This is a genomic window from Mycobacterium sp. (assembly GCF_049281135.1).
Taxonomy (GTDB): domain Bacteria; phylum Actinomycetota; class Actinomycetes; order Mycobacteriales; family Mycobacteriaceae; genus Mycobacterium.
The window spans coordinates 1-13,187 of sequence record NZ_JBAPRN010000273.1 but is presented as its reverse complement, the minus strand read 5'-3'; the positions used below and the strand labels follow the sequence as shown (position 1 = coordinate 13,187).

The window sequence follows — 13,187 nt, the reverse complement described above, 5'->3', positions numbered from 1 at the left end:
GTGTACACCAACGCCGCCGACGAGGAGTTTTTCAACGCGTTGGGTGCCACCACCTTGCTCAACCGGGTGGCCCAGCCGAAGGAAATAGCAGACGTGATCGCTTTCCTGGCATCCGACAAGGCGAGTTACATCACCGGTGCGGTGATTCCCGTCGACGGCGGACGCGCTGCGATCTGAAAGGAACCGACCATGACTGACGGCTACGTACCCGGCGCGAGTGACCGGGTCAGCGAGCAAGTCGCTGCTTACGAGGCGAGCAACGGCGCCGAGGGCGGCGCGCTGGAGGGGCGGCCGGTGGTCATCTTGACGACCACCGGCGCCCGCACCGGCGCCATCCGAAAGAACCCGATCATGCGTATTCCCCACGGCGACAACTACATTGCGGTGGCATCGTATGCAGGCGCGGCCACCGACCCCGCGTGGTATCGCAACCTGACCGCACATCCCGACCTGTGGTTGCAGGACGGGGCGGACAAAGGCCGATTTCGGGCCCGTGAGGTCTTCGGCGACGAGAAGACCCAAGCGTGGGCCGTTGCCGAACAGTTCTGGCCGCACTTCCCCGAGTACCGCGCCAAAGCCGGCCCCCGCGAGATTCCCGTGCTGATGCTGGAGCGGGTCGAGGACGAGCGCGCATGAAGACCGATACGAAGCAGTCCGCCCGTGAACGACTGCTGGCCGCCGCCGACGAGCTCTTCTACGCCGATGGGGTGCAGAGCGTCGGGATCGACCGGGTGATCGAGCATGCCGGGGTAGCCAAAGCCTCGCTGTACAACACCTTCGGTAGTAAGGAGAACCTGGTTCAGGCGTACCTCGAGGGCCGCCACCAGGCGACGATGGATCACTTGCGGCGCGCCATCGACCGGCACAGCGACCCGAGGCAGCGGTTGTTGGCGGTGTTCGACGCTCAGGCCGAGTTGTTCGCGGACCCGAGTTTCCGCGGCTGCGCGTTCACCACGGCAAGCGCCGAAGCGCCCGACGGAGGCCTGATCCAGCAGGCCACCGAGCAATACCGTGTCGACGTCCGCCGCCTGCTGACCGATCTGGCCCGCGAGGCCGGCGCAGCCGAACCCGCGGCGTTGGGGCGGCAACTCCAGTTCCTGTTCGACGGAGGCGGCCTGGCCGCCCAGATGGATCGCGATCCTGACTCCGCCGTCGCGGCGAAAGCCGCTGCAACGGTGCTTCTCGACGCCGCCACCCGCTGATTTTCCCGGTCGGCCTCCGGAGCGAAATCGGCTGGTGGTCGACCACTAGACTGGTGGCGTTATCGGGGCAACGAGACACCAACGATTGAGGTAGCAGTGGATAGCGCGGCGCACAACGGCAACGGGCGGACGGGAACCGCGCGGGTCAAGCGCGGCATGGCCGAGATGCTCAAGGGCGGCGTGATCATGGACGTCGTCACGCCGGAGCAGGCTCGAATCGCCGAGGGCGCCGGGGCTGTCGCGGTGATGGCGCTGGAGCGCGTACCGGCCGACATCCGCGCGCAGGGCGGGGTGTCGCGGATGAGCGACCCCGACATGATCGAGGGCATCATCTCCGCGGTCACCATCCCGGTGATGGCCAAGGCCCGCATCGGTCACTTCGTCGAAGCGCAGATTTTGCAGAGCCTCGGCGTGGACTACGTCGACGAGTCCGAGGTGCTGACACCGGCCGATTACACCCACCACATCGACAAGTGGAAATTCACCGTGCCGTTCGTCTGTGGTGCGACGAATCTGGGTGAGGCGCTGCGGCGCATCAACGAGGGCGCGGCGATGATCCGCTCCAAAGGCGAGGCCGGCACCGGTGACGTGTCCAACGCGACCACCCACATGCGCGCCATCGGAGGAGAGATCCGCCGACTGGGATCGCTGTCCGAGGACGAGTTATACGTAGCGGCAAAGGAATTGGCCGCGCCCTACGATCTCGTCGTCGAAGTCGCGCGGGCCGGCAAGCTGCCGGTCACCTTGTTCACCGCGGGCGGTATCGCCACCCCGGCCGACGCCGCGATGATGATGCAGCTCGGGGCCGAGGGCGTGTTCGTCGGCTCTGGCATCTTCAAATCCGGGGACCCGGCGCAGCGCGCCGCGGCGATCGTGAAAGCCACGACCTTCTACGACGATCCCGATGTGCTGGCCAAGGTGTCCCGCGGTCTGGGTGAGGCGATGGTTGGCATCAACGTCGAACAGGTCCCGGAGCCGCATCGCCTGGCGCAGCGCGGCTGGTAAAAAAGTCCGTGTCGATCGAAAAGATCCTTGATCTCGAGCAACTCGAGGTCAACATCTATCGGGGCAGCGTGTTCAGCCCCGAACAGGGCAACTTTCAGCGGACCTTTGGCGGGCAGGTGGCCGGCCAGTCGCTGGTGTGCGCGGTACGCACGGTCGATCCGCATTTCCTGGTGCACTCATTGCACGGATACTTCATCCGGCCCGGAGATTCCTCGGCGCCAACGATTTTCATCGTCGAGCGGCTGCGCGACGGAGGCTCGTTCTGCACTCGCCGGGTCAACGCGATCCAGCACGGCCAGACGATCTTCTCGATGTCGGCGTCCTTTCAGACCGATCAGGAGGGCCTCCACCACCAGGACGTGATGCCCCCGGCGCCACCACCGGACGACCTGCCGGGGCTGAAGTCGATGAAGGTGTTCGACGACGACGGGTTCAAACAGTTCCAGGAGTGGGACATCCGCATCGTGCCCCGCGATCAGATTCACCGGCTGCCGGGCAAGGCATCTCAGCAGCAGGTCTGGTTTCGGCACCGCGATCCGCTGCCCGACGACCCGGTGCTGCACATCTGCGCGCTGGCCTACATGAGCGATCTCACCCTGCTGGGCTCGGCGCAGGTCACCCATCTCGACGAGCGCGACCACTTGCAGGTGGCCTCGCTGGACCACGCCATGTGGTTCATGCGGGTGTTCCGCGCCGACGAGTGGCTGCTCTACGACCAGTCCTCGCCATCGGCCTGCGGCGGCCGGTCGCTGTGCCAGGGCAAGATCTTCAATCAGTTCGGCGAGATGGTCGCGGCCGTCATGCAGGAGGGTCTGACTCGCTTTCGGAGCAACCAGCGGCAGTCTGGCCAGTGAGCGCCGTGCGCATCGGGGTGCTGGCGCTGCAGGGCGACACTCGTGAGCACTTGGCAGCGCTGCGCGAGTGCGGTGCCGATGCGGTGTCGGTACGACGCGCTGGTGAGTTGGATACCGTCGACGGGTTGGTGATTCCCGGTGGGGAGTCCACCACGATGACCCATCTGCTGCGCGACCTCGACCTGCTGGAGCCGCTGCGTAAGCGGCTGGCCGACGGGTTGCCGGCCTACGGAACCTGCGCGGGCATGATCTTGCTGGCCAGCGAGATCCTTGATGCCGGTACGGCCGGGCGGGAGGCCGTGCCGCTAGGTAGCATCGATATCACGGTGCGGCGCAACGCTTTTGGGCGTCAGTTCGACTCGTTCGAAAGTGATGTCAGGTTCAGCGGCTTCGACGAACCGGTGCGCGGCGTGTTCATCCGCGCGCCGTGGGTGGAGCGGGTCGGTAAGGGTGTGCAGGTACTGGCCCGGGCGGCCGGACATGCTGTCGCGGTGCGGCAGGGCCCGGTGCTTGCCACGGCGTTTCACCCGGAGATGACCGGCGACCGCCGCATCCACCAACTCTTCGTCGACATCGTCAACGGGGCGGCGTGACACCGGGGGCCGGCAGCGCCCACCGGATGCCGCCGACCAGAACACGGCCGACGCTGCGCACGACGGTGAGTTCGACGGGCGGGAAGTAGGGCAGCAGCAGCGGTACGCGGGCCCACAACGGCAGCATCGAGACCGCGGTAGCGGCCAGCACGCCATAGGGTGCCCGCGCCGCCAGCGACAGCGGTGGGGTCAACAACAGGAAACGGGCCGCGTCACGCGCGGCCGGCGTGCTGCGCAACTCCGGCCGGAATGCGTTGAGTCGTTGCGCCAGTGCATGTTCGGAGCGCGGCGGGTCGATCACCCCGAGCCTGGCCGCGATCTCGGCCATGTCCGCCACGTATCCGTCGCGGCCCGACTGGTCCAGCGGGGTTGCGCCGTACAGCTGGTGCGCCCGAAGAAAGCTGTCGGCTTCGGCGATATGCACCCATTCCAGCAAGTGCGGATCGGTGGCCGTATATGGCCGCCCGTCGGCCGCGATCCCGCGCACCCGCCGATGAATTCCCCGGACGCGATCGACGGCGCGCTGGGCGTCGCCCGCCGAACCGAACGTCGTCTCGGCCAAGAAGGTGCTGGTGCGCTGCAGTCGACCCCACGGGTCGTCGCGATAGTTGGAGTGCTCGGCGACACCGGCCATGGCCAGCGGATGCAGCGACTGCAAGAGCAAGGCCCGCAAGCCGCCGACAAACATCGAGGCGTCGGCGTGCACCCGACGGATCGGCCGATCCTGCGCGAACCAACGCGGTCCGGGGGTGTGGTGGATGCGTTCACGTCGTGAGGGGCCCTCAGGGCCGGCGATCATCTCGAACAAGCTGCTGCCCAGCGCGTCACGTACCGCTCTTAGTTGGCTTTGCGCCGTCACGGGTCCTACGGTACGTGGCGTTTGAAATGAGGCGCTGCGGTGTAAATGCTGATCATGAAATTGGCTCCGGGCGTCGCGTCACTCAACGAATTCGACAGACCTGTCCAGACCTGGCGTGATATTCCTGGCTGGTTTCAGTGGCGTCATCACCAAGAGGAAGCCGTGGCGCATTTCCCCGATGCGCGTCGGTTCGTCGAGGTGGGGTGCTATCTGGGGCGCAGCATCTGCTCGTTGGGCGAGGTGGTGCGGGATGCCGGGCTCGATGTCAGGATCGTCGGAGTCGACACGGCGCGGGGCAGCGGGCCGGAAGGCCGCGGCGACAACGACGCTCACGGCTCCGCGGTCGACCACGGTGGCGGAACCTTCGCGGGGCTGTTGCACCGCAACATCGTCGACTGCGGCCTTGCCGACACTATCCAGCTGGTGATCAGCGACTCTGTCGCAGCGGCCGACTTCTTCGCCGACAGTTCGGTGGCATGGGTGCACGTCGACGCGCGCCATGAGTACGAGAGCGTCGCCGCCGATATCCGGGCGTGGGCGCCCAAGGTCATGCCCGGCGGTTGGTTGTCCGGAGATGACTACCACCCCGACTGGTGGCCCGGTGTGGTGCGAGCGGTCAGCGAGACGCTGCCCGACGCGTGTTCGTGGGAGTCGATGCAGTGGCGATGGATCAAGCCGGACGGGGCGGGAAGTCCGGAAGCGTGACGTTTTCGGCGGCACTCCGGCCGAATCGACTGCCGAGTACGCTCAAACCCTTGCGGACGGCGGGGCTTGCGATGACCCGGGCACCGGCGTGCAGCGCCCGGATCCCCGCGCGGGTCTGAGGGCTGGCCCGCCGGAGCACCACGGGCCGGACTTGTTGGGCGGAAGTGACATGCGGACGCATGAACTGCTCGTATCTGGTCAGCGCGGAGCGGGGATCGTCGGCGCGAGACAGCTCCCCGGCCAGCACGTACGCCCCGATCAGTGCCAGGCTGCTGCCACCGCCGCCGACCGGCGACGGGCAGAATGCGGCGTCACCCAGCAGCGCGACCCGACCCTTGCTCCAGCGCGGCGCGCGAACTTGCCCGATGGCATCGAAATACATCGGTGCGTGGTCCAGCTGCGTCAGAATGCGCTCGGCGGAGCTGCCGGCGTCGGCGAATGTCCTTCGTAGGATAGCGATTTGGTCAAGTCGGTCCAGGTCTTCCAGACCTCGTACACCCGACAGGAAACTCAGCATGGCTCGCGTGCTGCCCAGGTTGTCCGGTCGCAGATGTATCGCGCGGGATCCGGGAATCTGCTGCCAGTTCCACCAGCGGTCGTCAGACTCCTGGCGAGGAATGGTCAGGTAGGCGATGTACATTCCCAAATCGTTGATCGCTACCGGAATCACGAGATCGCGGGTGCGTGACCGCAGGCCCTCGGCGATGACCACCACGTCGGCGTCGACCGTTGTGTCGTCGTCGAGCGCCGCGGTGACGCGGTCGCTGTGATCGGTGAGCGTGGAAATCTGGGTGTCGAAGCGATACTCGGTGGTGTCACGGGTGTGTTCGATCAGAATTCGCGACAGTTCGCCACGCAGGATCTCCAGTTCAGCAGTCGCACCGTTTGCGTTGGAGCCGGTCATTGGAAACGACGCGGCCGGCGATCCGTCGGCGCTGATAAACCGCATGCCCACCTCGGTGGTGTTGGCCGCGCGGATGTCCTCGTCAATGCCCATCCGGCGGACTACCTCGCGGGCGGCGCCGCGCACATCGATGTTGTGGCCCTCGTCGCGGCGTTGCGCGAACCGCTCGACGACGGTGGTCTGCCAACCGCGCGCGGCGAGCTGGTGGGCGAGTGCGGGTCCGGCAATGCCGGCGCCGGAGACCAGCGCGTGGGGACGGCTCATCGGCGGTGTATGCCACCATTGCAGGCGGCCAAAACCCGTCACTCGCGCCACCGGGAGCGCCGGGTACGTTTGTGCCCGCCTCCGAGCGAATTCCGTGATGCGGTCTGGGTGTTTCGCTACGAGGCGGGCAGAACGGCATGCCCCCGACTTCTGTGACGCCTGGGGGTCAGCCGGTCAAGGCGCCGCGCAATCCGCCGCGGAGACGTCGTGATCGGAACGCCCACGTAGACTCGGCAGGCGAATTAGGGCGACAGAAGAGGTAGTAGCTGATGAGCGGCCATTCCAAGTGGGCCACCACCAAGCATCAAAAGGCCGTCAAAGACGCGCGCCGTGGCAAGGAATTCGCGCGGCTGATCAAGAACATCGAGGTCGCCGCGCGCACCGGTGGCGGTGACCCCGCGGGCAACCCGACGCTCTACGACGCCATCCAGAAGGCCAAGAAGACGTCGGTGCCCAACGACAACATCGAACGGGCCCGCAAGCGTGGGGCCGGCGAGGAAGCCGGCGGCGCCGAGTACCAGACGATCATGTACGAGGGTTACGGGCCCAACGGCGTGGCGGTGCTGATCGAATGTCTGACCGACAATCGCAACCGCGCGGCCGGCGAGGTGCGGGTCGCGATGACCCGCAACGGCGGCAACATGGCCGACCCCGGCTCGGTGTCCTACCTGTTCAGCCGCAAAGGTGTGGTGACGCTGGAGAAGAACGGTCTGAGCGAGGACGACGTCCTGGCCGCTGTCCTGGAGGCCGGGGCTGAGGACGTCAGCGACCTGGGTGAGAGTTTCGAAGTAGTCTCCGAGCCCACCGATCTCGTCGCGGTGCGCACGGCCCTGCAGGATGCCGGCATCGACTACGAATCCGCGGAGGCCGGCTTCCAGCCGTCGGTGAGCGTGCCCGTCGACATCGACGGCGCCCGCAAAGTGTTCAAACTGGTTGACGCGCTGGAGGACAGCGACGACGTGCAGAACGTCTGGACCAATGTCGACCTGTCCGATGAGGTACTGGCTGCGCTCGACGAGGACTAGTTCCGCCGGTTGCGCCGAGATTGACATCAGCGAGACAGCCTCTCGTATTTTCTCGCGCTGCCGTCGATCTCGGCGAGGGTGTGGACGGGCGTCGGCGCGTTATCCGCGGCGACGCGCACCATTTCGTTCATGGGAGAGGTCTTCCGCGGCAGTGAGGCGCTACGCGACGGGATGCTGACGGAGCATCAATTGCGCCGATGGTATCGCCCTATCTTCCGTGACATATACGTGCCCAAGCACTATCAGCCGTCGCTGAAGGATCACACCGTCGGTGCCTGGCTCTGGTCTCGCCAGCGGGCGGTTGTCGCCGGTGTGGCTGCTGCTGCACTGCACGGCGCACCGTGGGCCGACGCGGACACGCCGATCGAGCTCATCGGGGAGAATGCCCGCGCGCAGCGTGGTCTGCTCGTGCGCAACGAGACACTCGATGCTGACGAGGTGACTCGGGTGTCGTGCTTGCCAGTTACGACGGTGGCCCGGACCGCGTTCGACCTCGGTCGTCACCTACTGCGGGGGGCGGCGGTGGCGCGACTGGATGCGCTGATGCGGGCGACGTCATTTTCCATTGACGACGTGAAAGCGCTTGCCCAGCGCCACAAAGGAGCGCGTGGTTTGCGAAAGTTGCGGGCAGCGTTGGGTTTGGTTGACGGAGGCGCAATGTCGCCGAAGGAAACGTGGCTGCGACTGTTGCTGCTTGACGGCGGCTTGCCGAAACCCACCTCACAGCTACCCCTGCTTCGCGGCCGGCAGTTGGTCGCTGTGTTCGATCTGGGCTGGGAGGAGTACAAGGTCGCCGCCGAATACGACGGCGACTATCACCGCAGCGACCGTCGGCGGTTCGTCAAGGACATCGACAAGCTCGGTATCGCTGACAACCAGGGTTGGATCGTCATCCGGGTGGTGTCGGAACATCGACCCGGGGACATCGTCAGGCGGGCACACCACGCCTTGATCCGCCGCGGGTGGCGCCCAGATCGACGCCAGCGTGCTGCCCTCTCGCACTTTCTCGCGCTGCCGTCGATCTCGGCGTAGAGGGAGCGACGAGGACTAGTCGTACCCGTGGCGCATGTCCTCGACGACGCGCGGGTGTTCCAGCGTTGACGGCTCCAGCGGACGAGGTTGCACGTCCGGAGCGAACACCGTCGCGGCGTCGAGTACCGACGGGTTGAGAAAGCGCAGCGACGGCGCGTCGTGCGGCAGAACTGGTTGCGGCGCCCTGTCGCCCCGTCGCGCCAGTGCAAAGCCCCAGTCGCCGAACGTCGGCACATAGACGTGGTATGGCGTGACCGCGTAACCGGCTGCGGTGATGGTGGAAATCGTGCGCCAGAACGCAGTCGGGGTCGAGTACGGGCTGCCGGACTGCACCACCATCAGCCCGCCTGGAGCCAGCGCGCGCGACACCAGCGCATAGAACTCCGTCGAATACAGCCTGCCCAGCACCGGAGTATCGGGATCGGGGAGGTCCACGATGATCGCGTCGAACGATGATGACTTCGTATCGCGCAACCACTTCATCGCATCGCCGGTCACGACATGCACCCGCGGGTTGTCCAGCGACCCACCGTTTGCGTAACGCATTGTGCTGCGGGCTAATTCGATGACTGCGGGGTCGAGCTCGACTTGCACGATCTTGTCGACGCCCGGAGTGCGCAGCAGTTCACGTGCCGCCAGTCCGTCGCCGCCACCCAGTATGAGCACCGAGCGTGCGCCGGCACCCAGCGCGGGATAGACCAGGCTCTCGGTGTAGCGGTACTCGTCGCGGGTGGAGAACTGCAGACCGCCGTCCAGATACAGCCGCATGTCGTTGCCGCGGCGGGTGACCACGATCTCCTGATATGCGGATTGCCGCCAGGCGATGATCGGGTCGGCGTAAAGCCGTTGGCGGCTGGTCGTTTCGATGTCGTGGGCGCGCACCAGCAAGGTGGCAAGCAGCACCAGCGCCAGGCCCAACGCGCCGAGCGCCGTGATCAGCTGCCGCGTGCTCACCACCGCGCGCAGCAGGAAAATCGATACGACGGCCGCAGCGAGCAGGTTGATGATGCCGGTCGCCGCGGCACCACGGATCATGCCGAGGTGGGGTAGCAGTACGAATGGCCATACCAGGCCACCGATCAGTGCGCCGAGGTAGTCGGCGGCGTTGAGGTTGGCCAGCGTCCGTCCGGTGTCGGTGGCTATATCTTTTGAGGCGGATCGCCTCTGTTGTAACAAGGTCATCAACAGCGGCACCTCGGCGCCGACCAGCGCACCGATCAGCGCGGTGCCCAGCGCCAGCATCAGCAGCGATCCACCGACGAAAGAGAACATCACATACAGTGCGGCGGCCGATAATCCGCCGACGATGGCCAATAGTGCTTCGACAGCGACGAAAGCAATTGCAGCCCAATGCAGTAACGGCTTGATCAGCAGGGCGCCGGCCCCAAGTGCGGCGATGTAGCCGGCGACGATCAGCGAGGTGGCGACGATCCCGCCGCCGTTCAGGCTGGTCGACAGGGTCAGCAGTGCGAGTTCGTAGATGATGCCGCACGCCGCACACGCGGCGACCGAAGCGAGCAGCACAGCCCGCCCGCGCGTGGTTGCGATCGGCTCCTGGGCGGGCGAATCGGGCTGCTGCTCAGTCGATGTCATGACAGCGCGGCAGCGGTCACTCCTCCTACGGCCAGCAGCATCACGGCCGTGGCGAACGCCGCCGGATGCAGCTCGGGCTCGTCGATGTGTTCATGGAAATCACCCGGAATCACGAAGTGCATCGATAGAATTGCGATTCCTTGCAAGACAACGCCCATCAGCCCGTACACCGCCACGCCCACCAGCCCCTGGCCGAGTTGGCTGTAGCTGTTCGTGATCGCGCTGATGATGACGGCGGCCAGCGCGATGTAGTTCGCGCAGGCAAGCATGACGGCGTTGGGGCGGCGGTCGATGAAGACCAGTTGTCGCAGCTTCCCGGGGGTCAGGATGTCGACCACGATGAAGCCGATGACCAGGACGGCTGTGCCGACCAGGAAGTACAAAATGGTGGCGAGTGCGCCTTTGAAGACCGGATTGAGGTCGATGGTTCCCAACTCGACGGCTAGGTACATGACTGTCTCCTTTTCACTCGTAGGTGTATTGCGTTCGGTTAGGGGTCATTTGGTTCCGCCTGGGCCACCGGTGCTGCCACCCGAGCCACCCGACGGAGAGCCGGGGTAGAACCCGGGGCCGAGGAAGATGAACGCGCCGTGGCTGTAGCCGGCGGCCAGGTCTTCGACGCGGATGCTGCACGGGTGCGTGCCGTCGGCGCCGACGGACACGATGGCGTCGTCGTAACGCAGATACTGGGTGCCGGAGTTGTCGGCGCGCGCGGCGGGGCTCTGGTAGCCGGTGAGCGTATTGGCCACCTGGGTGGGCGATCCCGTGCACACATACCGGGTGCCGCCCGCGTCCCGCGAGTACTCCTGGTAGTGCGATGCGATATATGAGCGGATGTCTTTGTGCTGCATCGATATTCCGCCGACAAGACTGGCCACCGATGCGACAGCCAATCCAATGGCCAGCAGAAACAGATGGTTGCGGCTCATGGGCGCCACCGGCTGGTGGTGTAGACGACGGTGCCGCCGGGTGGGGCGGGATAGAGGTGCCAGGTCTGCCAACGCCATCCGGTGCCATCGGGCTCAGCGGCGAGCGCCGTCAGCGCGGCATCGTCACCCGGGAATGTGCCTCCGAGCCAACCGGTGCCGGTTGCGCATTGTTCGCGCAGTCGATCGGCCAGCTGACGGAACGCGGACTCGTCGTGAAGGTCGATTCGCGACTCCAGACGATAACCCGGTGCCTGCGTCTGATCAGGGAGCTGGCCGTCGAGATCACACGAAACCTGTTCGGAGAAAACGGTATCGGGACGCTCGACGGTGACGACGTGCGAGGCGCCCAAGACGCCCAGCACGAGCGTGCCACCGTCGGGGTGGTCGAGGCGGCAGGTGGCCAGGGGGAGTGGGGCAGGGGTGTTGAGGGCCAGCCCGAGCTCGGAACCGCGGACGTCGACAGGGATTACCGACAGGTGATGAAGGGGCACTGAGGGAGGCCCTACTCGGATGCCGGCGGCGGGGCCGGATACACGGTGAGCTCGCCGGTCAGCACGGACTTGCCGGTCGACACCTCCCACGGCATGTCGGGCGCCCAGCGCTCGAAGGAGAGCAACGCCGTCTCGTCGGCGCTGGCATAGTCGACGAAATCCATGTCGCCGCCGGCCGGTAGACCGGTGGCGCCCTCGGTGGTGTAGCCGGCGTGCCCGCGCTCCGACTCGTTGTAGGTCACACCTTCGACGACGTGCGGGCCGCCCGGCTGCAACTGCAGGTCTTTGCGGGCCGTCCACATGGCGAGCTTGAGCCGCCCGTCGTCGTCCTCGACGCTGAACCAGATCGGCTGGTCTCCGCCCTCGAGCAGGTGTTCCCACCAGACGAACGGGCCCTCGCGATAAGTGACCGAGCCGCGCACCACATAGTCGATGCCGCCGTGGCTGACGATCGCGCCGGGGCCGAGCTGTCGGGGCCCGAATTGCGGTGCCGCATTGGTGAAAGCGAGGGGATCCTGACGGCCGGCGCTCGGCTTCTTGGGACGGCGTACCGCCACCACGAAAACGACGATCGCCGCGATGAAGAGCACCGCGGCGAGCACGAGTAGCGCTGTACCCACCGCACACCCTTCCGTACGCGCCGACAGCGCCATGGTTGATCAATGGTGCGCTAAAAGGTAACAGCTTTTGCCAGCCTGGGGCGCAATATCAGCTGCGGGAAACGTCAGAAGACGACCGTCTGGTTGCCGTATTGGATGACGCGGTCCTCGCAGTGCCACCGCACGGCACGGGACAGGGTGGCGCGTTCGACATCGGCGCCCAATCGCACCAGGTCCCCGACGGTGTGACGATGGTCCACCCGGACGACGTCCTGCTCGATGATCGGCCCTTCGTCGAGATCTTCGGTCACGTAGTGAGCAGTCGCGCCGACGAGCTTGACACCTCGCTCCTTGGCCCGTCGATACGGCGCGGCACCGATGAACGCCGGCAGGAAGGAGTGGTGGATGTTGATCACTGGGCAGCCGAGTTCGTCGAGGAAATTCTGCGTGAGAATCTGCATATAGCGGGCCAACACCACCAGGTCGACGTTGCCGCGCAACAAGTCGAGCTGGCGTCGTTCTGCATCCTCGCGGAGTTCTTTGGTGGCCGGGATATAGATGAACGGCGTGCCGAATGCGCGTACTTGGTCGGCCAGGTCCGGATGGTTGGCGATCACCATCGGCACCGACATATCGAGATCGCCACGGCGATTGCGCCACAGCAGATCTAACAGGCAGTGGTCTTCCTTCGACGCCATGATCGCGACCCGTTTGGGCTTTGCCGCCTCGGTGAGCCGGAAGTCCATCCCGAACTTGTCGGCCACCTGCTCGGCGAAGTCGCGGGCCAGATCGTCCCGCACGGCTGCCAGTCCCGACAGGTGAAAGACCGTGCGTTGCATGAACATTCCGTCGTGCTGCTCGGTTGAGTGTTGGTCCAGCGAGACGATGTTGGCGCCCGCGGAAGCCAGGAACGTGGTGACCGCCGCCACCAGTCCGGACCGGTCGGCGCAGCGCAGCAACAGTCGACCGATGTCCTTGACGGGCAACGCGCCACGATCCGCGCGGGCAAACTTTCCACTGTCGACTGGGCTGGTCATCTTCCTCACGATCCGTCGCGCGTCCAGAGCCCGGCACGGGCCTGACGCTGCCGATTCTCAGCCGGGTTGGCCCGGCTCTCCGGGCTGCCCGGGCT

Annotated in this window: 17 protein-coding genes; 9 read left to right on the top strand and 8 right to left on the bottom strand. The window is 66.0% G+C overall.

The features are described from left to right. From WAN02_RS11035 to pdxT, 6 genes are all read left to right on the top strand, one after another. On the top strand, positions 1-177 hold a 177-nt coding region (locus WAN02_RS11035), incomplete at its 5' end, for an SDR family oxidoreductase (protein WP_422264203.1). Between the two features lie 12 nt (positions 178-189). Continuing rightward, positions 190-636, top strand: coding sequence for a nitroreductase family deazaflavin-dependent oxidoreductase (locus WAN02_RS11030; protein WP_422264201.1), 447 nt, complete (start codon positions 190-192; stop codon positions 634-636). After that, positions 633-1,202 (top strand): TetR/AcrR family transcriptional regulator, encoded by a 570-nt coding sequence (locus WAN02_RS11025; protein ID WP_422264200.1) that lies wholly within the window; start codon positions 633-635, stop codon positions 1,200-1,202. The genes WAN02_RS11030 and WAN02_RS11025 overlap by 4 nt, the downstream gene beginning before the upstream one ends. Before the next feature lie 96 nt (positions 1,203-1,298). Further along, positions 1,299-2,207: a pyridoxal 5'-phosphate synthase lyase subunit PdxS gene (gene pdxS / locus WAN02_RS11020; protein ID WP_422264199.1), complete on the top strand. Its 909-nt coding sequence runs from the start codon at positions 1,299-1,301 to the stop codon at positions 2,205-2,207. Between the two features lie 8 nt (positions 2,208-2,215). Further along, positions 2,216-3,061 (top strand): acyl-CoA thioesterase II, encoded by an 846-nt coding sequence (gene tesB / locus WAN02_RS11015; protein ID WP_422264198.1) that lies wholly within the window; start codon positions 2,216-2,218, stop codon positions 3,059-3,061. Continuing rightward, on the top strand, positions 3,058-3,654 hold the full coding sequence (gene pdxT, locus WAN02_RS11010) for a pyridoxal 5'-phosphate synthase glutaminase subunit PdxT (RefSeq protein WP_422264197.1): 597 nt from the start codon (positions 3,058-3,060) through the stop codon (positions 3,652-3,654). The genes tesB and pdxT overlap by 4 nt, the downstream gene beginning before the upstream one ends. Here pdxT and WAN02_RS11005 read toward each other — a convergent pair. Beyond that, a complete protein-coding gene (locus tag WAN02_RS11005; RefSeq protein WP_422264202.1) occupies positions 3,638-4,453 on the bottom strand; it encodes an oxygenase MpaB family protein in 816 nt (271 codons plus the stop codon). The two genes, pdxT and WAN02_RS11005, sit on opposite strands and share 17 nt — an antisense overlap. A gap of 114 nt (positions 4,454-4,567) precedes the next feature. On the opposite strand from WAN02_RS11005, the gene WAN02_RS11000 reads away from it, so the two are divergent. Further along, the gene (locus WAN02_RS11000; RefSeq protein ID WP_422264196.1) at positions 4,568-5,218 is read left to right on the top strand and encodes a class I SAM-dependent methyltransferase; all 651 of its coding nucleotides are present in this window, start codon (positions 4,568-4,570) and stop codon (positions 5,216-5,218) included. Here WAN02_RS11000 and WAN02_RS10995 read toward each other — a convergent pair. Continuing rightward, positions 5,184-6,386 (bottom strand): FAD-dependent monooxygenase, encoded by a 1,203-nt coding sequence (locus tag WAN02_RS10995; protein ID WP_422264195.1) that lies wholly within the window; start codon positions 6,384-6,386, stop codon positions 5,184-5,186. The genes WAN02_RS11000 and WAN02_RS10995 overlap by 35 nt on opposite strands. Before the next feature lie 269 nt (positions 6,387-6,655). Between WAN02_RS10995 and WAN02_RS10990 the strand changes: the two genes are divergently transcribed. Further along, positions 6,656-7,411: a YebC/PmpR family DNA-binding transcriptional regulator gene (locus WAN02_RS10990; RefSeq protein WP_422264193.1), complete on the top strand. Its 756-nt coding sequence runs from the start codon at positions 6,656-6,658 to the stop codon at positions 7,409-7,411. A gap of 129 nt (positions 7,412-7,540) precedes the next feature. Continuing rightward, positions 7,541-8,443, top strand: coding sequence for a hypothetical protein (locus WAN02_RS10985; RefSeq protein ID WP_422264192.1), 903 nt, complete (start codon positions 7,541-7,543; stop codon positions 8,441-8,443). Between the two features lie 15 nt (positions 8,444-8,458). Here the strand turns inward: WAN02_RS10985 and WAN02_RS10980 are convergent, their stop codons facing one another. The 6 genes from WAN02_RS10980 to purU form a co-directional block, all read right to left on the bottom strand. Further along, positions 8,459-10,036 (bottom strand): polyamine aminopropyltransferase, encoded by a 1,578-nt coding sequence (locus WAN02_RS10980; protein WP_422264191.1) that lies wholly within the window; start codon positions 10,034-10,036, stop codon positions 8,459-8,461. Next, on the bottom strand, positions 10,033-10,488 hold the full coding sequence (locus tag WAN02_RS10975; protein WP_422264190.1) for a DUF350 domain-containing protein: 456 nt from the start codon (positions 10,486-10,488) through the stop codon (positions 10,033-10,035). Before WAN02_RS10975 ends, WAN02_RS10980 begins: the two co-directional genes overlap by 4 nt. 45 nt (positions 10,489-10,533) lie before the next feature. After that, on the bottom strand, positions 10,534-10,965 hold the full coding sequence (locus WAN02_RS10970; RefSeq protein ID WP_422264189.1) for a DUF4247 domain-containing protein: 432 nt from the start codon (positions 10,963-10,965) through the stop codon (positions 10,534-10,536). Then, positions 10,962-11,456 (bottom strand): DUF2617 family protein, encoded by a 495-nt coding sequence (locus tag WAN02_RS10965; RefSeq protein WP_422264188.1) that lies wholly within the window; start codon positions 11,454-11,456, stop codon positions 10,962-10,964. Before WAN02_RS10965 ends, WAN02_RS10970 begins: the two co-directional genes overlap by 4 nt. An 11-nt stretch (positions 11,457-11,467) precedes the next feature. After that, positions 11,468-12,076: a DUF4178 domain-containing protein gene (locus WAN02_RS10960; RefSeq protein ID WP_422264187.1), complete on the bottom strand. Its 609-nt coding sequence runs from the start codon at positions 12,074-12,076 to the stop codon at positions 11,468-11,470. 104 nt (positions 12,077-12,180) lie between these two features. After that, a complete protein-coding gene (gene purU / locus WAN02_RS10955) occupies positions 12,181-13,092 on the bottom strand; it encodes a formyltetrahydrofolate deformylase (RefSeq protein WP_422264186.1) in 912 nt (303 codons plus the stop codon). Positions 13,093-13,187: the final 95 nt, after the last annotated feature.